Source organism: Luteimonas yindakuii (genome assembly GCF_004803715.2).
Classification (GTDB): Bacteria; Pseudomonadota; Gammaproteobacteria; order Xanthomonadales; family Xanthomonadaceae; genus Luteimonas; species Luteimonas yindakuii.
This window is the reverse complement of the sequence record NZ_CP039383.2, coordinates 1,875,519-1,894,631: the sequence shown is the minus strand read 5'-3', so window position 1 is coordinate 1,894,631 and position 19,113 is coordinate 1,875,519. Positions and strand designations below refer to the sequence as shown.

General features: G+C 65.4%; 14 protein-coding genes. 9 read left to right on the top strand and 5 right to left on the bottom strand.

The window, feature by feature from the left end; translation table 11 throughout:
- Nucleotides 1–1,107 precede the first annotated feature (1,107 nt).
- From E5843_RS08625 to tssJ, 5 genes are all read right to left on the bottom strand, one after another.
- The gene (locus E5843_RS08625) at nt 1,108–3,078 is read right to left on the bottom strand and encodes a hydroxyethylthiazole kinase (RefSeq protein WP_141065916.1); all 1,971 of its coding nucleotides are present in this window, start codon (nt 3,076–3,078) and stop codon (nt 1,108–1,110) included.
- 303 nt (nt 3,079–3,381) lie between these two features.
- On the bottom strand, nt 3,382–5,928 hold the full coding sequence (locus E5843_RS08620; protein WP_141065915.1) for a type VI secretion system Vgr family protein: 2,547 nt from the start codon (nt 5,926–5,928) through the stop codon (nt 3,382–3,384).
- 7 nt (nt 5,929–5,935) lie between these two features.
- Complete coding sequence (icmH, locus tag E5843_RS08615; RefSeq protein ID WP_136412415.1) at nt 5,936–6,724, bottom strand: type IVB secretion system protein IcmH/DotU; 789 nt, start codon at nt 6,722–6,724, stop codon at nt 5,936–5,938.
- Nucleotides 6,721–8,064 (bottom strand): type VI secretion system baseplate subunit TssK, encoded by a 1,344-nt coding sequence (gene tssK / locus E5843_RS08610; protein WP_141066155.1) that lies wholly within the window; start codon nt 8,062–8,064, stop codon nt 6,721–6,723. The genes icmH and tssK overlap by 4 nt, the downstream gene beginning before the upstream one ends.
- Nucleotides 8,065–8,218: 154 nt before the next feature.
- Complete coding sequence (tssJ, locus tag E5843_RS08605; protein WP_136412414.1) at nt 8,219–8,857, bottom strand: type VI secretion system lipoprotein TssJ; 639 nt, start codon at nt 8,855–8,857, stop codon at nt 8,219–8,221.
- 341 nt (nt 8,858–9,198) lie between these two features.
- On the opposite strand from tssJ, the gene E5843_RS08600 reads away from it, so the two are divergent.
- The 9 genes from E5843_RS08600 to E5843_RS08560 all read left to right on the top strand — a co-directional run bounded on the left by E5843_RS08600 (nt 9,199) and on the right by E5843_RS08560 (nt 19,063).
- Complete coding sequence (locus E5843_RS08600; RefSeq protein ID WP_136412413.1) at nt 9,199–9,708, top strand: tetratricopeptide repeat protein; 510 nt, start codon at nt 9,199–9,201, stop codon at nt 9,706–9,708.
- A gap of 36 nt (nt 9,709–9,744) precedes the next feature.
- A complete protein-coding gene (gene tssB, locus E5843_RS08595; RefSeq protein WP_136412412.1) occupies nt 9,745–10,257 on the top strand; it encodes a type VI secretion system contractile sheath small subunit in 513 nt (170 codons plus the stop codon).
- Nucleotides 10,254–11,744 carry a type VI secretion system contractile sheath large subunit gene (gene tssC / locus E5843_RS08590; protein ID WP_136412411.1) on the top strand — a complete coding sequence of 497 codons (1,491 nt, stop codon included), beginning with the start codon at nt 10,254–10,256 and terminating at the stop codon, nt 11,742–11,744. Before tssB ends, tssC begins: the two co-directional genes overlap by 4 nt.
- Nucleotides 11,745–11,804: 60 nt before the next feature.
- Entirely contained in the window at nt 11,805–12,377 is a 573-nt protein-coding gene (locus E5843_RS08585; RefSeq protein WP_141065914.1) for an Hcp family type VI secretion system effector, read from the top strand.
- 132 nt (nt 12,378–12,509) lie between these two features.
- Entirely contained in the window at nt 12,510–12,995 is a 486-nt protein-coding gene (gene tssE, locus E5843_RS08580; protein ID WP_136412410.1) for a type VI secretion system baseplate subunit TssE, read from the top strand.
- Between the two features lie 9 nt (nt 12,996–13,004).
- Entirely contained in the window at nt 13,005–14,840 is a 1,836-nt protein-coding gene (tssF, locus tag E5843_RS08575; protein WP_141065913.1) for a type VI secretion system baseplate subunit TssF, read from the top strand.
- Nucleotides 14,804–15,889, top strand: a complete 1,086-nt coding sequence (gene tssG, locus E5843_RS08570) for a type VI secretion system baseplate subunit TssG (RefSeq protein WP_136412408.1) — start codon at nt 14,804–14,806, stop codon at nt 15,887–15,889. Before tssF ends, tssG begins: the two co-directional genes overlap by 37 nt.
- A gap of 47 nt (nt 15,890–15,936) precedes the next feature.
- Nucleotides 15,937–18,684 (top strand): type VI secretion system ATPase TssH, encoded by a 2,748-nt coding sequence (tssH, locus tag E5843_RS08565; RefSeq protein WP_141065912.1) that lies wholly within the window; start codon nt 15,937–15,939, stop codon nt 18,682–18,684.
- Between the two features lie 31 nt (nt 18,685–18,715).
- A complete protein-coding gene (locus E5843_RS08560) occupies nt 18,716–19,063 on the top strand; it encodes a hypothetical protein (protein WP_136412407.1) in 348 nt (115 codons plus the stop codon).
- Nucleotides 19,064–19,113 lie beyond the last annotated feature (50 nt).

Below are 19,113 nucleotides of genomic sequence, written 5' to 3'. Positions count from 1 at the left end.
CGTAGGGACCGCTGGTAACTGTGAATTGGTCTACGATCTTGTCGCCTACAAGATCAATCAGATAAACCCTTGAGACGGGTGGGTCTCCCAGCTGTACCTTGCTCCAGTCTCGTCCCCAGACTACGGCTCTCGTTCGAGCACAGTTCACTCTCCACATGCTCATCGTAGACTCAAGGCTAATGTGAATATCCACTCCGCCACGAATATAGGAGAAATGATCAGTTGTGACGCGAAATGAGCTGGCGAAAGTGTCGTCCAAAGCGCAAACAGTGCGAAGTGCGATAAGGAAGGCCAAGACAGAAAGAGTGACGACGGGCCTGGGGTTCATCGCCAATAACACGATTGAAGGATAAGTTTCTGCCGACCTTCTCGTGTCATGTGCGACGCCCACCCTGTAATCGGATGGATGAGGCCATGGTCTGCACTAAAATGTATCGTAGAAAAGGTCTAGGCAACTTTCTTCTGGTGTATTGCCTTGTCGTTCTACTTTCTTGTTCTCTTGGATATCCCAAACCCCTGGGTATGCATCGTCTGAACAGTCTACTTGCCCATCCACAGCAACATAGCGCCCGTCTCTGGATATCTTGGGAGGCGACTCTCCATCATCGGAGTACACGAATGCGCGCTGCGACGTCTCAGTGACGGAGGAGTCTGCGATATATGCTCCAGGAAGTGAAACAAGATTCTTATCCGAACCAAGATTTGATACTGTGGCCAAGTACGAGATTGGCTGGGTCGTTACTGGAAGCAGCGCGATGTATATTTTGTAGTTGAGGTTGATATCCGAAAGGATCCCCGCTTCCGCTGGAGTTCTCCTAACAGATACTGGATCTTGGCCGCACCTGAAAAGATCGTGAACCGGGATGTAGCCGTCATGGGAGACAATTATGGCGGATCCGTCGAAGCTTGGCGTCGCGCCTGCTACTTCACTGTCAGCTCGGCAATTCCTCGTATTTCCTTGGTATAGAATATTGATGCTTTTTCGGTCTTTTCCGACTGAATATTGAGGCGAATTTTCCCGCTCTTGATCAGCTCCGCTATCTGTTGCAGTGGGGAGCGCTTGCCCGCATGCTATTAGAGGCATGCAGCATATGATTAGTGATATTTTCATAACAAGATCTCTTTTGCAGATCTGGTTTCACGAAGACGATCATCCCGTTGAATTCCCCCTCCGTTGATGGCTCGCGTTACGGCGTATGAAATGTTTCGTTCTGTAGCTCGCTCTGCCGGGGTAGATGCAACGTCATTGCTGTCGAGGTCAACTTCTCTCAGTGTGTCTGGACGTTCTGCCCCTAGATACCACCCGCCGGTGTCGATACAGTTATACGCGGTTTCAGTAGCCCTTTGCGGATCATCTATGCGAGGTGGGCGAAGTGCCATTCTCGCCGCATCTCTAGCTCTATACTGTGGGTCTTCCCACCAACGGTTGTCGAAGCTTTCCGGGTCAAGCCACCCTCGATACATCCAGTATCTGGAGTAATTGATCAAGCCGGTTAGCTGCTTGAATCCCCTCCCTCGATATTGTTGTGCGTGCGGATCCCCCAGATTTCCGTTGCGCCAGTTGTAAGAACTGGCTATGCGCTGTCCCCTGCTATTGTATTTTGTTGAGCGGAACCAGGCGTCGTCTTCTGGTGGTATGGCGCCGTACCAATGTCCGGCTTGATTTTCGCTGGTGCGAGAATCCTGATTTATCGCCTGACCGTAGAAGTTCTCACCGTCGATCCGTCCGGTCATACTTGCTTCCTGCATCGACCGTAGAGAGGTGGACTCGATGGCGCCCTGACCGATGAAGTGGCTTAACCTGACAAGGTTGCTTGAATAGAAGTATTTCCTCGCGACGCGGTTTAGAGATACACGATACGTCTCGCGGATGCGTTCGCTGGTGCTTGTGTATATCCTTGCAAGATCACTTCTGCTCAACCACCCGCACTTCCTGAAATGTTCGATGAATTTCATCGGATGGAAGTGCCAGTGTGTCGGCCCGATACCTTCCAGCTTTGCGTCTTCCCAGAACGCCAAAGCTTCAGCATGTCGCTGGAACTCGGAGAAGTCGGCCTGCGACAAGTGGGTGTTACCTCCCAGAGTGGGTCGACCGCCGCCGGTCTCGTTCGGACCCTCCGTGGTCAGCCAGTTCCAACGGGCTGCTAGGCCGGTGCGCTGCCATTCGGTCGGGAATTTGCATACGAGGCCACGCAGTAACGGCTGGATGGCCGCATTCATCAGCCGCCGATCGGCTTCGGAACGAGTGTTGATGCCATCGGCGTCCTCGTCCAGCACGCGGCGGACAGGTGCAACATCGCAGCGACTGTCGTGGTCATCGTAGTCCTGCAGTAGATGCCAGCCAACCCAGTGCGGGGCGTCGGCGTCGCTGTATTTGGTCACGCCTGTCGCGTTGAGGTTGGTCCAGCCCTGGCCGGTGCGCGTGCGAATCTGCCGCCAGTGCGGGGTATTGGTCGGGGTCAGCGCATCCGGGCCCAGGATGCGACCGAACCGCAGCAATTCGTACGTGGCACTGTGCGCCGGCACCTGCGGTGCGCGTGCTGCCCGATAGGCTTCGACGATCCGACCAGAGTTGCGATACAGGTCGTACTCGGCATTGTCTTCTGTCAGCGATGCGCCCAATGGCGCGCCATCGGCGCGGTAGGTGGTGACTTGGGCATTGCCGCGCTCATAGCGGATTCCGACGAGCAGGGCGTCGCCCAATGCCTCGCCGCCGGTGCCGGTGGGCTGGTTCAATGCGGGCCGGTCGGAATAGATAAAGGCACCTGCGGGAAGCCTGAAGTACATCTCGCCGAACACCGCGTCGGTGCGTCCGTCGGCATTGAGGTCGAGAACGCCGACATTGCGGCCGATCAGCCGTTGCAGGTTGGCGTCGTCACAGACGATTTCGAAGTGGATGAGGTTGGCGCTGCCCTCGAACATGCCTGCGGTGCCAAGTTCGGTCTTGCGGTGGATCAGCTGCCCTTCGACGACGTTGGCACTGCGGATGTCGTTGAGGTGCATGTAGATGGAGTAGAAGCGCACTTCGGTTTCGGCATCGCCGTTGCTGCCGATGGTGGTGTCGTGGCGGATGACCACGCAGCCATCGTCGCTCCAGCCGTTGTAACCAAGTGCGTGCGCGTTGGCCTGTTCCGGGTTGGGGGACGTGCCGTGGGTTGACGGGCGTAGACGACGGTGCCATCGGCGATGGCGCGCACCGGTTCCCGGCCATTGCCGCGCCGCGGTGCCAGCAGGTGCAAGCCGCCGTGCCAGGACAGTTTGTTGCTGACGGGGAAGCGACCGTGGTCCGCGAGGGGCATGGCGGCATTTAGATAGGCGGCATCGTCTTGCGTCGCGCCGCGAGGTGGAAGAAACGGCGGGCTGATGAGCATTCGCAGATCCTTAGCGCGAGAAAGAGAACTTCCTTGGACTCGTTGTGCTGACGGTCCCCTGAGGGAGGGATTCGATCCCCGGAGCGACGCTTTCCCCACCCCGAAAAGGATGCTGGCTCGCCTTCACCGTGAACTCGCCGGGGCATTCGAACGTGATGTCGCCGCCCTCCAGCACCACGCGTGAATGCCCCGCCTGCAGCACGATCTTCTGCTGCGCGAGGACGTCGATGCGATCGTCGGTCGCAGTTAGGGTGACTGACTGGTCGGCCAGTACTTCGAGTTCCCCGGTGTGTGCCTGCAGGCTCACCGGTCCATTGGCGGCAATCGCCCGGATTGGGCCTGCATGCGCGTAAAGCGCGGTGTGCTGGCCGCTGACCCAGGAGACGGTGTGGCCTGCGGCGACGTGGGCGTCGTCCTGCACGGTGAGGTGCATTGCGCCACCGGCGTACGCGATGGCGCTCTTCGGGGTCACGAAAGCAATCGATTCCGGTGATTCCGCGATGACTCTGGCATCGGCGAATCGTTCCACCGGCGCGTCTCCGGGTTCGCGGCCGCCCGCGGCGGGTTTCATCGCGGATTGCCCGGCCACGTCGGCGCGATAGGCGCAGTCGACCTCGGGATCCACGGCCTCGCGCATCGCGACGAGCCGTCCGTTGGCCTCAAGCCCCGGCACCTCCTGCTGGCACATGGTGTCGTGCAGGGCCTCGGCGGTGCGCTCGGCGCCCTTCAGTTGCGTCACTGACTCGGCCATGTCCATCTGGGTTGACGCGCCATCCGGGCGGGCTGTGGTGGACAGCAGCAGCCCCTGCGCCGCGTGCACGTTGCCCCAGCCTGCAGTGGCCAGCTCCACACCTTGCCCCCGCAGCGCGCCGCGGTGCTGATCGCCGTGCGCGATCAGATAGCCGAGTTCCAGCCGGCTGTCGGCCAGCGTGGTGTGCAGGCGGGTACGCAGTTGCCCGGGGGTGTCGTCGATCACCCACTGCTGTGTGCCATCGCCGTCATGACCCTGCGTGTGCAAGCCGCTCAGCGTGCCCCGGTGGTTGGTCGAGCCATCGATGCCGGCGGCGAACGGCAGTCCCGCTTCGCCGTTGTAGAGCTGGCCCGTGATGCGCGGCTGGTCGATGTCGCCGTGCAGGAACTCGACCAGCACTTCGGCGCCGATTCGCGGCAGGAAGTGGCTGCCCCAGTTCGGACCAGCCAGCCATTCGGCTACGGGGACCCAGGTGCCCGAAGTGTGGTCACCGGGCGCGTGCGACTCTGCAGACAGGCCGCCGGGGTTCGGGCGCTCGCCGCGTTGCCATGCGAACTGGATGCGCACCTGGTGGTCGCGGTTCGGGGTGACCGCCGCCTCGGGCAGGCCGACGACGCGTGCGGTCTGCGGCCCGTGGACACGCGGCCGGTCGCCCGGCAGCGGCGCGACAGGGACCTCCACGGGCGTGGCGATGAAGCGGTTGCGGTAGCTTCCTTGCTCGAGATCGGGTCGCGCGAGCAGGGCGGTGATGCCCGAGCCGAGATTGTTGGCGCCGACATGCTCGACCGCCAGCGGCGTCAGCGTGGCACCCTCGTGACGAGGGTGCTGGCCAATCGTGATGGGATGTCCGGCCGCGAGTGTCCGGGCGGTGCCGGCCCCATCGAGCCTCCATCCACGCAGACGCGCGGCGTCAAGCCGGAACGTCGCCTCGTCGCTGGCATGCGCCGCGTCGGCGAAGCGCCCGGCGCGCGGCTGCACGAAGATCTCGAGTGCGGGGGTCGCTTCGTTGTGGGCACCGGTGGCCTCGCCACTGACGGCCTCCACGCGCTCGCTGTGCCAGCTTCCCACCACGCTCCGGTTGGGGACGAGTTCGCGTTGCTCGCCCAGTGCGGTGATCGAATCCTCCGCTTCGCTGGCATCGGCGCGGTGGAACCGCAAGCGCAGCGGTCGCGGCAGTTCCGCATCGGAATCGAAGATCACCAGGGTATGCCCGGCATTCCTGTCGGTGCCGGCGTCGGTCCCGCGTTGCGCATGTTCATAGCGCCAGGCAAGCCCGGAATCCGCGAGCAGGCGGACGAGGAAGTCCCAGTCGCTCTCACGGTACTGTGTTGTGATCGCATGCACCGGGAGCCTGCGGGTGACATCGAAGCGCCATGCCGCGCACGACACTTCGCCAAGCAGCGCTTCGATGACGGCGCGCACGTCCATGTCCTGGAAGATGCGTGCGTTGCGGCGATGGCGCAACCATTCGGTCCATGGCACAAGGGTCAAGCGGTATCGCGCCATGCCGCCATCGCCGCCCAGCGGTGCGACTTCCGCGCACAGTCCATGCCAGTCGCGCATCCCGCCATCGGCACGGCGCAGGTGCAGCGAAATCGTCTCGCCAAGCAGTGCCCCGGGTTCGACGAACGCCGAGGTCGAGAGCACGTCCACCTCGAAGCGGAACGGAGCACACACGGCTTCCGATCCATGGAAGCGTTCGACGACCAGGCCGTCGACAGGTGCGGTCAGCTGGATAAGGCGGGCGTGTTGCGACGGTACCGAGAGCGCGGCAAGCGCTTCCCGGGCCAGAGCGGGCATGTCCATATGGGGCTCACGGCAGGGTGATGGTGATGTGGGCCGTGCGCTCGGGCATCTGCACGACCTGGTTGTACGCGGCAAGGCGTTGCTCGGTCTGCTGGCCGTTCCATGCCCGCAACCCGAACCAGCCGATCAATCCGAAGCACGCGACCACCACGGCGGGAGCCCATAGCGGCACCACGCGGCGCAGTGCGTGGCGCACGTTGTCGGGCGGCGGCCAGTGCGGCGCGAAGCCGGTGCGCTTGCCCTTGAGGTAGACGATTTCGTCGCCGAGCCGGGCGGTGAGGTAGCCCAGCTTCTCGGGCCCCTCCAGCCGGTACTTGCCCTCGAAGCCGAGCAGCAGGCAGTAGTGGTAGACCTCAAGCGAGGGCAGCCGCACTGCGCCCTGGGCACGCAGTTCGTCCAGCCGGTCGAAGAAGTGCTCTCCGGCCAGGTGCTCGCCGAACAGGCGCAACTGCAGCGGGTTGAGTTCCCAGCTGTCGCGCAGTGTCGAAGGCTGCGACAGCACCGCCTCGTCGACCGCGGCGCAGAATGCGTACTTCGCCGCATACACGTCCTCGGAAGCGATCCCGAGCCGTGCCGCGCCGCGTTCGACCTGGGCAAGGAAGCGCTGGATGGACTGCACGAACGCTTCGGTGTCCTGCGGCAACTGCCCGCGCTTGATCAGTACCAGCAGGTAGAAGCCGTCCGACATCAGGTCGAGCAGGCTGCGCGGAGTCGCCGACGCGGTGGTCGACGTCGTTGCCGCGTGCTGCGGCGTCAGCGAGGGCATCGCGCCGGGGACCGGAGGAAGCGTGTTCATGGCGCCACCGCAATCAGTTCGAGCTTGAGCTCCTGGATGCCCGCGGGCACGTAGATCATCATCGACTGCGCCTTGAGCATCCGCTCGTACAGCGGGCCGCGTGCCTCGACGGTGAAGTAGTGGTTACCCGGCCGCACCGGGATCGCGGCCGGCACCTGTGCGGCGTGCACGAGCTTCACGCCCGGGAGCGCGGAGAGCACGCATTTCTCGACGTCGTCGGGAGCGCCGACCTTGAACCGCACCGGCACGGTCTGCACAAGTTCCTGGCCCGGCATGTCCGCGCCCACGCCGAGGTAGAACGTGGAATGGTCGTCGATGCGCTGCGAATCGATCCGGCCGAGGTGGAACGACGGCTTGATCTCCGACAGCGCGATCTGGAAATAGCGCGCGGAGATCACCGTGTCGAGCAATTCACGGATGATCGCGAACAGCTGCCCGAACCCGTCTTCCGGTCGTGCGTGGTCGTAGTGCGGCAGGTCGGCGAGACCGTACGCCTTGGTGAAGGTCAGCAGTGCGCCGGCGAGGCGAAGGAGCTCCTGGTGCAGTCGCTCGGGGTGGAAGTCGCCATTGCGGAACAGGTGCGACAGCGCGGCATACGCCGACGACGCGGTGTGCAGCAGCCAGAACGAGGCGATGTCGCCGGAGCGGAACTCGATGATGTTCTGCGATGGTTCGCGATGCAGGCCGTAGAGGGCGTCCACCTTCGCCTGCAGGGCATCCAGCAACTGCCGCAGTTGCAGGTTGAGCGGCGCGGAGGCCTGCATGTGCAACGCCGGCGGCATGAAGCTGTCGTCGAACTCGAAGCCACCGGTGGGCGTACGCCGCACGCGCGCGACCGGAAGGGTGGTGTAGGCGTCGCGTGGCTGGTCGTCGGTGAGCAGGCGCACGACCTTGTGCAGATAGGCGAGTTCGGCTTCGGCGGCGTCGGTATAGAGGTCGGGCGTGGCGCGGTCCGCCTGCCGATAACGCGGCGAACGCGCCTGGGTGTCGTCCTGGCCGTTGCCGCAGTTGCCGCCGTGGTCGCGCAACAGCGGCAGTCCGAGGTGGATCGTCGTGGATTGCACGCCCGCCGGCAGCCCGGACAGCGACAGCGCATCGGGCAACTGGTCGTGTGCGGGCGCGTCATAGGTTTCGCCGTCGGCAAACACGGCGGAGAGCTCGAGTGCACGTACGCTGCCGTTGGCCAGGCTCTGCGGATCGAACCTCAGCCTGCGAACGCCCCACGGGTACGGGTGCAGGCTGCGTGCGAGATCCTGGATGCGGGCTTCGTGGTACGCATCCTGACGCTGGAAATGCTGCGGCCGGAGAAACAGGCCCTCGCCCCAGAACACCTTCGACATCCGGCTGACATGCGACACGCTGCAATCCTTTGGCGGGGTGAAACTCCATGCGTCTTCGCGCCGTTCCTTCGGTGCGGCATGCCGGACGCATGCATGGTGGCGCGCTCGGCGCCTGCTGCAGAGTAACCAGCCCGTCGGGGGTCGGCAATCCCGGTCAGCGCCCGGATGGCTGGCAGCGCACCGACGCCAGGCTGGAGGCGTCACCGGGCAGCCGGGTGGTGAGCGCGGTGCTGGAGGTGGTCATCGCGCACGCATGCAGGCCGATGCGGATCCCGTCGCGGCGCGCACCCGGGTCCTCCGGATCGAACGCAAGCCGCCAGCGACCGGCGGCAGGTGCCTGGAACAGGCCCACCACGCCCAGCACCGTGGCATCGTCGACCAGCCGCTCCTGCAACACCTCGCGTTGCCCGGGTGCGAGCACGACTTCGTTTACAGCGACGAGATCCTCGCCCAGCGCGGCGCGTTCGCGGGCTTCGTCGAGAAAGGCCTCGAAGGGGGCCTGTTCGAAACGACGGGTGTCGCGCAACTGGTAGGTCTTCACTACCAGTGCGAGTCCCCGCGGGCCGTTGCCGGCGTTGAGGTTGCCGCCGGCCATCAGCTCGACCGCGACCAGCTTCGGGCCTTGCGCCGCGGTGTCACGGAGGCCGACCGTCTGCAGGGTGCGGTCGACGAGGCCTCCGCTGCTGGCGCAACCGCCCACCGCAAGCGCGATGCACAGTGCACCCGCCGCTGCACGCAGAGTTAGGGCCGGAAGGAAGCGGGGTGGAAGCCGCGCAGGCAGGCTCGTATCCATACGAAAGCTCATCGTCCATGGTGGGGATCTGGTCGCACCGGCATCCTGCCCGCCGATCGGCGGGGCGAAATTGATGCTTGCATTGACGCGCCGTCTGCGGGCTACTATACCGGCTCCCCGGGTGGGGAGAAGGAGTGGAGCCGGCGTGCCGGGCCACACCACGTGGCGCACGGGATGTGCGTACACAAGGAAAGAATCAGGATTGATTTGGGACGGTCATGATGACGAGATGGAACGGTAAGCAGGCCGTGCGCGGCCTGTCCGTGGTTGTGTTGGCGGCGCTGCTTGGCGCCTGTGCCTCGACCTCCGGGAACAGGAACACCCCCGACTACGCGGCCCTGATGGGCCAGGCCGAGAGTTCGGTGCGGGGGGGTCAGGTCGACAACGCGTTGATCGCATTCCGCGACGCCGCGACCGCGGATCCCACGCAGAAAGAGCCCTGGGTGCGCACCGCGCAGCTCGAGTTCGATCGCACCCATTACGCGCGAGCGATCGTGGCCGCCGAGGAGGCGATGCAGCGCGATCCGGACGACATCGTCGCCGACGGCATCCTCACCGTGAGCGGCTTCCGCATCGCCAACCACGCGTTGCAGCGCCTGCAGGGCCGCGGGGCACTGGCGTCGGAGACGGCGCGCCGCGAAGCCGAGACCCTCGCCAATACCCTGCGCGAAACCATGGGCCCGGCCATCCTGGCCGAGCCGGAGCCTGCGCGCGCATCCCGACGCAACGCACGGACCCCGCAGCGGAGCCAGCCCGCCACAAGCGCGCCGGCGCAGGAGGAGCGTGCACCGGCAGCGCCTGCACCGGCACGCAGCGGCGCCGACCCGTTCAAGAACATCGGCGGGAACTGACCGCAGCCACCGCCTCACATCGTCAGGAGACGAATCATGTCCAAGAAGGATAGCGTCCAGAAGCGGCTGCAGAAGATCCGGCCCCCGCGCGTCCAGCTCACCTATGACGTCGAGAAGGGCGACGCCATCGAGCAGAAGGAGCTTCCGTTCGTCGTCGGCGTACTGGGCGATTTCAGCGGCAATCCCGAGCAGCCACTGCCGCGGCTGAAAGACCGCAAGTTCGTCAACGTCGACCTCGACAATTTCGACGAGGTGATGGAAGGCGTCGCGCCACGTGCCACGTATCGCGTGCAGAACAGAATCGGCGACCAGGGCGGCGAATTCGGCGTGGAGTTGAACTTCAAGTCGATCGATGATTTCCGGCCCGAATCCGTGGTGCAGCAGGTCGAGCCCCTGCGTCGACTGCTGGAATCGCGATCCAAGCTGGCCGACCTGCGCAACAAGCTGGCGGGCAACGAGAAACTCGAGGACATCCTGACCGATGTGCTCAACAACACCGAGCAGCTGGCCCGCCTGGGCGCCGAAAACCCGCAGGAGCAGGACGCATGAACGCAGAGGCACTTGCCGCGTCGGCCGCGGCGCCTACCATCGAGGTCGACGGGCTGCTCGACCAGATCGTCGAGCAGAGCAAGGTCGCCAAGACCGACGTGGAGCACCGGCGGGCGAAGGACATCATTTCGGAGCTCGCGCGCGAGGTCATGGAAGGGACCGTGGTGGTCTCGGAGAACCTCAGCCTGACCCTGGACGCACGCGTCGCCGAACTCGACCGCATGATCTCCGAACAGCTCTCGGCTGTGATGCACGCACCGGAGTTCCAGCAGCTCGAGAGCACCTGGCGCGGGCTGCACTACCTCTGCCAGCAGACTTCCACCGGCCCGATGATCAAGGTCAAGGTGCTCAACGCGCCGAAGAAGGACATCGTGCGTGACTTCAAGTCGGCGATCGACTTCGACCAGAGCGCGCTGTTCAAGAAGGTCTACGAAGAGGAATTCGGTACCTTCGGTGGCGCCCCGTTCGGCGCCCTGATCGGCGACTACGCGATCGGGCGGCAGCCGGAGGACATGTACTTCATCGAGCAGATGTCGCACGTGGCGGCCGCAGCGCATGCGCCGTTCATCAGCGCCGCGTCGGAGGACATGTTCGGGCTCGAGAGCTTCACTGACCTCGGCAAGCCCCGTGATCTGGCGAAGATCTTCGATACCGTCGAATACGCCAAGTGGAAGTCCTTCCGCGATGCCGAGGACAGCCGCTATGTGGGCCTGACCCTGCCGCGCTTCCTCGGTCGGCTGCCGTACAACCCGAAGGACGGCACCACCGTCGAGGGATTCAATTTCGTCGAGGAAGTCGAGGCCAGCGACCACAGCAAGTACCTGTGGTGCAACACCGCCTACGCGATGGGCGCGCGCCTGACCCGCGCGTTCGAGGATTACGGCTGGTGCGCGGCGATCCGCGGCGTGGAGGGCGGTGGCCTGGTCGAGGACCTGCCAACACACACCTTCCGCACCGATGACGGCGAAGTGGCGCTGAAGTGCCCGACCGAGATCGCCATCACCGATCGACGCGAGAAGGAGCTCAGCGATCTCGGCTTCATCCCGCTGGTGCACTGCAAGAACACCGACTACGCGGCGTTCTTCGGTGCCCAGTCGGTGCAGAAGGCGAAGAAGTACAACACCGACGCGGCCAACGCCAACGCGATCCTGTCCGCGCAGCTGCAGTACATCTTTGCGGTCTCGCGCATCGCCCATTACCTCAAGGCGATGATGCGGGAGAAGATCGGCAGCTTTGCTTCGGTCGGCAACGTGGAGGAGTTCCTCAACCGCTGGATCGCCCAGTACGTACTGCTGGACGACAACGCCAGCCAGGAGGCCAAGGCGCAGTATCCATTGCGCGAGGCATCCATCCAGGTTTCGGAAGTGCCGGGCAAGCCCGGTGTCTACCGCGCGGTGGCCTTCATCAGGCCGCATTTCCAGCTCGACGAGCTGTCGGTGTCGCTGCGGCTGGTGGCCGAGCTGCCTGCCAGCGCCAAGAAGTCGTAGCGGTTTTTGATGCGTCAAGGGGCGGAGATCCCGATTTCGCAGTGAGGCCGCAGTCTGCCCATGGGCGGCGGCCAGATACGCGTCGGGCCGCGCCCGGCGTCCTACTCACGGAAGAACGGAACAAGGAAATCAGGTATGCAACACGCGTTCCTCAGCATCGACACGATCAAGGGCGAGTCCCGCGACGACAAGCACCGCGACTGGATCGAGATCAAGTCCTTCTCGCAGGACCTGCTCCAGCCGCGTTCGGCCACGGCATCGACGTCCGGTGGATCCACCGCCGCGCGCGTCAACCTGTCGCCGGTCGAAGTCGTCAAATCGATCGATCTCTCCACGACCGCGCTCAACCAGGCGTGCGCCAACGGCACCACCTTCCCCAAGGCCCGCATCGAGTTCATGCGTGCCGACAAGGATGGCAATGCCATCAACTACTACGCCGTCGAACTGCTCAATGTTCTCGTCCATCGCGTGACCACCACGGTCGATGACGAAGGCATGCCGCAGGAAGTGGTGCAGTTGAGCTACGGCGCCATCCGTTGGACCTACAACCAGCAGAAGCCGGAAGGCGGGGTTGGCGGCAAGACGGTTGCGCAGTGGAGCGCCATCAAGAACGTGCCCAACTACACCGCGTAACCCGCGGTGGTTCGCGGTGGTGCCGGAAGGTGCCACCGCATTTGACATGCGGGCCACGGATGCGCCCGCCAGCTCCGTCGCCTGCCGACGGCCAGGACACGCGCAGCGACTGCTGCGCCAGGACGCCATGACATGAAAGGACTCGAGCCGAGCCTGCTGGAAAAGCTCTTCGATGATTCACCGCGTAGCAGCGCGATCGCGAGCGTGGTGCGCCCGGTATCGCTCGAGCAGTACAAGGAATCGGTGGCGCGCGACCTGGAGGGGCTGCTCAACAGCCGCTGCGCGTTCGATGATGAGGCGCTGGCGGCGTTTCCGGAGTGCCAGCGCTCGCTGATGACCTACGGGCTGTGCGACTTCGCGGCGAAGAGCCTCGCCAATGCCTATGACCGGGCGGCGATCTGTCGTTCGCTCGAGCAGGCGATCGCCCGCCATGAGCGTCGCCTGCATCATGTCCAGGTGCAGCTCGACAGCGGCAATCGCGCCGGCACCGGTCTGCACTTCTCGATCCACGCACTGCTGGACGTGCAGCCTGCGCGCGAGCCGGTGAGCTTCGACGCCATGCTGCAACCCACGACGTTGCAGTACTCCGTCAGTCGCCTGCGTCGTCAGGCGGCCTGAGGAAGATCCGTGCAGGACCTGCTGCCCTTCTACGAGCGCGAACTCGGCTACCTGCGCCGCTACGGGCGCGAGTTCGCCGAGCGCTATCCCAAGATCGCCAACCGGCTGCTGCTGTCGGCGGAGGGCAGCGAGGACCCGCATGTCGAGCGTCTGATCGAATCGTTCGCCTTATTGAGCGCGCGCGTCTCCAAGAAGATCGACGACGACTATCCGGAATTCACCGATGCGCTGCTGGAGGTGATGTACCCGCATTACCTGCGCAGCTTTCCGTCGTGTTCGATCGCCCACTTCGACGCAGGCCCCGGTGCCGCCCGGATGAGCGCGCCGGTGCGGATCCCCCGCGGCAGCATGCTGCAGTCCCGTCCGGTGCGCGGCGTGCCGTGCAGGTTTCGCACCACCTTCGATGTCGACCTGTTGCCGCTGGCGCTGGTGTCCGCACGCTATCGCGGCGTGGCGGATGCGCCGCTTGCCGTCGCCCTGCCGCAGGGCAGCGGCGCCCAGATCTCACTGACCTTCCAGCTCGCATCGGCGCAAGCCTCGTTCGCCGAGCTCGAGGGCGCCGTGTTGCGCCTGTTCGCCGATGGCGAGCCTTCGCTGCGTGCCGCGCTCCGGGATGCATTGGCGCTGCAGGTCATGGCCGCATACGTGGAAGCGGATGGGGCGGGGCGTTGGCGGCGGCTGGAGCGGAACCCGTTGCAGCCGGCGGGCTTCGATGAGACCGAGGCGCTGATCGATTTTCCGGCGCGTTCACATCCGGCGTATCGCCTGTTGACCGAGTTCTTCGCGTTCCCCGACAAGTTCGGGTTCTTCGATCTTCCGCTGCGTGACGTGTCGGCCGGTGCCCGGCAGCGCTTCACCCTGCATCTGGTGCTGCGTGGTGCGGGCCCGGAACATGCCGGCGCGCGGGCACTGGAAGGCCTCGCACCCGAACATCTACTCGCCGGTTGCACGCCGGTGGTCAACCTGTTCCGGCAGCGCGGCGAGCCGATCCGGGCCACCCAGCGCACCGACAGTTATCCGGTCCTTGCCGATGCGCGGCGTGCGTTCGCCTATGACGTCCATGCGATCGAGTCGGTGGTCCGCATCCGGCAGACACCCCAGGGCGAACAGGTGCAGGCGTTCCGTCCGTTCTACTCGCTGCAGCATGGCGAGGATCCGGAGCGCAGCGGGCACTACTGGGTGTCGCAGCGCAACGAGGACGTCGAGCGCGTGAGCCCGGGTTACGAGACCGAGTTGTCCTTCGTCGATCTGGACTTCAACCCGGTCGTGCCCCGGACCGACGTGGTCAGCGTGGAGCTGACATGCAGCAACCGGGATCTGCCGACGCAGCTGACGTTCGGCGTCACCGGCGGCGATCTCAGCATGGAAGGCGGCGCGCCGGTCCGCGGCATCGCGCTGCTGCGCAAGCCCTCGTCGCCGCTGCGGTTCCGCCGCGGGCGTGGTGCGCAATGGCGGCTGATCTCGCACCTGGCGCTGAACCACCTGTCGCTGACCCAGGCAGGCCTGCCGGCGCTCAAGGAAATGCTGCGCCTGTATGACCTCGCGTCGAGCGACGTGTCACGGCGGCAGATCGACGGCATCGTCGCCATCGAGCATGCGGCCGCGACGGAGTGGATGCCGGGGCGGCACTTCGCCTCCGTGGTGCGCGGCATCGAGATCCGCCTGACCATCGAGGAGAGCGACTTCGTCGGCAGCGGCATCGCCGGCTTCGCCCAGGTTCTCGACCGCTTCTTCGGTCTGTATGTCCACGCCAACAGCTTCACCCGCCTGGTGTTGCTGTCGGCCCGCAACGGGGAGGAGCTGGTGCGATGCGACGCGCGCGGCGGCGAATCGACCCTGGTCTGATCCAGCAGCTGGCGGAGCACCCGCACCGTTTCGGATTCTTCCAGGCGATGCGGCTGCTGGAGCAGCTGTTCCACCGCCAGGGCGTCAGGGCCGGTGATGCGCTGCCGCTGCGGGTGCGCTTCCGCAACTCGCTGTCGCTGGGGTTTCCGCCCAGCGAATTCGGAGACCTGGCGCTGTTCGACGCCGATGGCGCCGAGCTGCAGGACAGCGAAGCCCTTGAACAGGCGCTGGCCGGATTGAGCGTTGGCCAAGTGCATCTCACGCCGGCGTTCATGGGCCTGCTCGGCAGCACCGGTGCGCTGCCGTTGCACTACACCGAAACCCTCGCCGATCGCGAGCTCTATCGGCGCGACCGCGCGGCCCGCGCGTTCCTGGACATCTTCACCACCCGCATGGTCGCGCTGCATTACGGCGCGTGGAAGAAATACCGGCTCGCACTGCAGTACGAGCTGGACCGCCGCGAGCGCTTCCTGCCGTTGGTGCTGTCGCTGGCCGGACTGGGCCTGCCAGGGCTGCGCGAGCGGATGGTGGACGGCGAAGGCGATGTCTTCGACCAGGCGGTGGCATACCACGCCGGCGCGATCCGCCAGCGGCCGGTGTCGGCGATCACCGTGCAGAGGATCCTGGGCGATTACTTCGGAATCCCCGTGCGCGCCGAGCAATTCGTCGGTGCGTGGTACCGGGTGCCGGCTGCGCAGCGCACCCTGCTTGGGGCGGGCAACGCCCGTCTCGGGTCCACCGCGCTCGCCGGTGACCGCGTCTGGCAGCGCGACCTGCGCATGCGCGTGCGCCTGGGGCCACTCGACCGCCGCCGCTTTGACACCTTCCTGCCCGGTCGCGCCGCTGCAACGGCGCTGGCGAAGTGGCTCACGCTGCTGCTCGGCTCTTCGCTCGAGTACGAGGTGCGCCTGCTGCTGCGTGCCGAGGATGTACGCGGCACAGGCCTCGGCGGTGACGGCGTGCGGCTGGGCTGGGACAGCTACCTGTGCACGCGGCCGGCGTCCGCGCCCCGCGATGACACCCACTACGAACTTCATACCGTCCATTAGCCAACTCACCCACGACACGGAACGCGTCGCGCAAGGACCGCACACCAATGAGCATCAGCCTGAAGACCCTGATCGGAAAGCTTGACACCACCTGTCGGCAGGCCGCCGAGCGCGCCGCCAACCTGTGCATGGCGCGGGGCCATTACGAGGTGGATCTCGAACACCTGTTCCTCGCATTGCTGGAGCATCCGCAATGCGACTTCGTGCTGATCGCCCGCCGCAGCGGCATCTCGCCCGATATCCTGCAGCGCGACCTTGAGGCGGAAATCGGCCGGTTCCGCAGCGGCAATACCCGCACGCCGGTGTTCTCGCAGCACCTGCCAACGCTGTTCGAGCACGCGTGGCTGATCGCATCGCTCGATTCCGGCACCACCCGCATCCGCAGCGGGCACCTGCTGCTGGCGCTGCTGACCGAGCCGGGCCTGTCGCAGCTCGCGATGCGCGGCTCGAAGGAGTTCGCGCGTTTCAAGCGTGACGATCTCAAGCACAACTTCGCTGCACTGGCGGAGGGCTCGCGGGAAGCCGGCGAAGGGGTGCGCTTCGCGGGTGCGACGGATGGGGGCACGGCCGCAGCCGATACCCCGGCGGCGGACGGTGGCCTGTCGAGAACGCCGGCGCTGGACCAGTTCACCACCAACCTCACCCAGCGCGCACGCGATGGCCATATCGATCCGGTCATCGGCCGTGATGGCGAGATCCGCCAGCTGGTGGACATCCTGCTGCGGCGTCGCCAGAACAACCCGATCCTTACTGGCGAGGCCGGGGTGGGCAAGACCGCGGTGGTCGAAGGCCTGGCGCTGCGCATCGCCAATGCGGACGTCCCCGCCGTGCTGCATGGCGTCGAGCTGCATGTGCTCGACATGGGCCTGCTGCAGGCCGGCGCCAGCGTCAAGGGCGAGTTCGAGAATCGCCTGAAGAACGTGATCGACGAGGTCAGGAAGAGTCCGCATCCGATCATCCTGTTCATCGACGAAGCGCACACCATGATCGGTGCCGGTGGTGCAGCCGGCCAGAACGATGCGGCCAACCTGCTCAAGCCGGCGCTGGCACGCGGCGAGCTGCGCACCATCGCAGCCACGACCTGGAGCGAATACAAGAAGTATTTCGAGAAGGATGCGGCGCTGGCGCGGCGCTTCCAGGTGGTCAAGGTGGAAGAGCCGAGCGAGCCGATCGCGGCGGCGATGCTGCGCGGCATCGTGCCGCTGATGGAGCGGCACTTCGGCATCCGCGTGCTCGACGAGGCGGTCACCGAGGCAGTGCGGCTGTCGCACCGCTACATCAGTGGACGGCAGTTGCCGGACAAGGCGGTCGGCGTGCTCGATACCGCATGCGCGAAGGTGGCGCTGGGGCAGAGCGCGACGCCCGCGGCCATCGAGGACACCCGGCGTCACCTCGAGCGCATGGCGGCGGAGCTCGCCGCGCTTTCGCGCGAAACCGCCGGTGGGGCGGCGGGTCATGCCGAGCGCATCGCCGCGCTCGAGCTCGCGCAGGCGCAGATGAAGGCGCAGCTCGAAATGCTCGAAGCGAGGTTGCGACAGGAGCAGGAACTGGCCGGACGGATCCAGACGCTGCGTACCGGGCTTGAGTCACGTCAGGCCGCGGCGGAGTTCGCGGACGCCGGCCAGCCCGATGTGGCAGAGGCCGGAATTGCAGTCGCGACGCGGCACAAGACCGCGCGCGGCAAATCCAGGGCTGCCGTTGCGGAACGGCCCAGCGAACTCGAGAGCCTGCTGGCGCAACTGCGCGAACTGCAGGGGGACTCGCCGATGGTGCCGTTGCAGGTCGACGGCATGGTCGTCGCCGAGATCGTCTCCGCGTGGACGGGCATTCCGCTCGGGCGCATGGTCAAGGACGAGATCCGTACCGTTCGCAACCTGAAGCCGCTGCTGGCGGAGCGTGTCATCGGCCAGGACCATGCGCTCGATGCGGTCGCACAACGCGTGCGCACCGCGACCGCGCGCCTCGAGGATCCGAACAAGCCGCGCGGCGTCTTCCTGTTCGTTGGCCCGTCGGGCGTGGGCAAGACCGAGACCGCGCTCGCACTCGCCGACATCCTCTACGGCGGCGAGAGGAAGCTGGTCACCATCAACATGAGCGAGTACCAGGAGGCCCACAGCGTCTCCGGGCTCAAGGGTTCGCCGCCGGGCTACGTCGGGTATGGCGAGGGTGGCGTGCTCACCGAAGCGGTGCGCCGCAATCCTTACAGCGTGCTGCTGCTCGACGAGGTGGAGAAGGCGCACCCGGATGTGCTGGAGATGTTCTTCCAGGTGTTCGACAAGGGCGCCATGGACGATGCGGAAGGCCGCGAGATCGACTTCCGCAACACGCTGATCATCCTGACGTCGAACGTCGGGTCGCCGCAGATCATGCAGGCCTGCCTCAACAAGCCGGCCGAAGAGGTACCGGCCGCCGACGCGCTGACGCAATCGCTGCGGCCGGTGCTGATGAAGCACTTCAAGCCCGCGTTTCTTGGCCGGCTGAAGGTGGTGCCGTACTACCCGATCAGCGACGAGGTGCTCGCCTCGATCATTGCCCTCAAGCTGCAGCGCATCCGCGATCGCGTGCTGGCCAACCACAGGTCCAGCTTCCATTGGGACGACGGGCTGGTGGAGGCCGTGCTGCAGCGTTGCACCGAGGTGGACTCGGGCGCCCGCAACGTCGACCACATCCTCAATGGCACCCTGCTGCCGGAAATCGCCGACACGGTACTGGCAAGCATGGCCGAAGGCGGTAAGATCAACCGCATCAGGGTCACCGCCGGGCGCAACGGCGATTTCAGGTACAAAGTGGCCTGACACACGGAAGATCGACCACAAGGAGATGGAAATGGATTTCTACGGATTCGACCGCGCCGCCGCTGTGGCGCATTGCGACAGCCTCGCGCTCGGTCGCGCCGGGCGCGAGACCTCGGCGATCTGCAGCTGGAATCGCGTGCGCCCCGAACACGTCATCGACCTGCTTGACCGCGCGGCCCCGGAAGCGCGTGCTGACGGGCGCAACCTGGCCGCCCTCATCACGCGGATGCCGTGGCGCATCCGTGACCAGCCGGTCGCCCAGGGTGGTGCGCGCCTGGTCAACAACGTGCGCGAGATCGAGGTGTCCGTAGCCAGCCGCACCTGGCGTCTGCACTGCACCGAGACCCCGTCGCTCAAGCTCGAGCGCATCAGCACCTGATCTTTCCGAAGCAAGGACGGCGCGGCCAGGATGCCGTGCCGGTGGAGACC

Excerpts from the sequence above, each read along its gene's own strand:
- E5843_RS08600 (WP_136412413.1), top strand. The coding sequence starts at position 9,199 with ATGGGCCAGGCCGAGAGTTCGGTGCGGGGGGGTCAGGTCGACAACGCG.
- E5843_RS08560 (WP_136412407.1), top strand. The coding sequence starts at position 18,716 with ATGGATTTCTACGGATTCGACCGCGCCGCCGCTGTGGCGCATTGCGAC.
- tssK (WP_141066155.1), bottom strand. The coding sequence starts at position 8,064 with ATGTCGAAGGTGTTCTGGGGCGAGGGCCTGTTTCTCCGGCCGCAGCAT.
- tssE (WP_136412410.1), top strand. The coding sequence starts at position 12,510 with ATGAAAGGACTCGAGCCGAGCCTGCTGGAAAAGCTCTTCGATGATTCA.
- tssH (WP_141065912.1), top strand. The coding sequence starts at position 15,937 with ATGAGCATCAGCCTGAAGACCCTGATCGGAAAGCTTGACACCACCTGT.
- tssB (WP_136412412.1), top strand. The coding sequence starts at position 9,745 with ATGTCCAAGAAGGATAGCGTCCAGAAGCGGCTGCAGAAGATCCGGCCC.
- tssC (WP_136412411.1), top strand. The coding sequence starts at position 10,254 with ATGAACGCAGAGGCACTTGCCGCGTCGGCCGCGGCGCCTACCATCGAG.
- tssJ (WP_136412414.1), bottom strand. The coding sequence starts at position 8,857 with ATGGATACGAGCCTGCCTGCGCGGCTTCCACCCCGCTTCCTTCCGGCC.
- E5843_RS08585 (WP_141065914.1), top strand. The coding sequence starts at position 11,805 with ATGGGCGGCGGCCAGATACGCGTCGGGCCGCGCCCGGCGTCCTACTCA.
- E5843_RS08620 (WP_141065915.1), bottom strand. The coding sequence starts at position 5,928 with ATGGACATGCCCGCTCTGGCCCGGGAAGCGCTTGCCGCGCTCTCGGTA.
- tssG (WP_136412408.1), top strand. The coding sequence starts at position 14,804 with ATGCGACGCGCGCGGCGGCGAATCGACCCTGGTCTGATCCAGCAGCTG.
- icmH (WP_136412415.1), bottom strand. The coding sequence starts at position 6,724 with ATGAACACGCTTCCTCCGGTCCCCGGCGCGATGCCCTCGCTGACGCCG.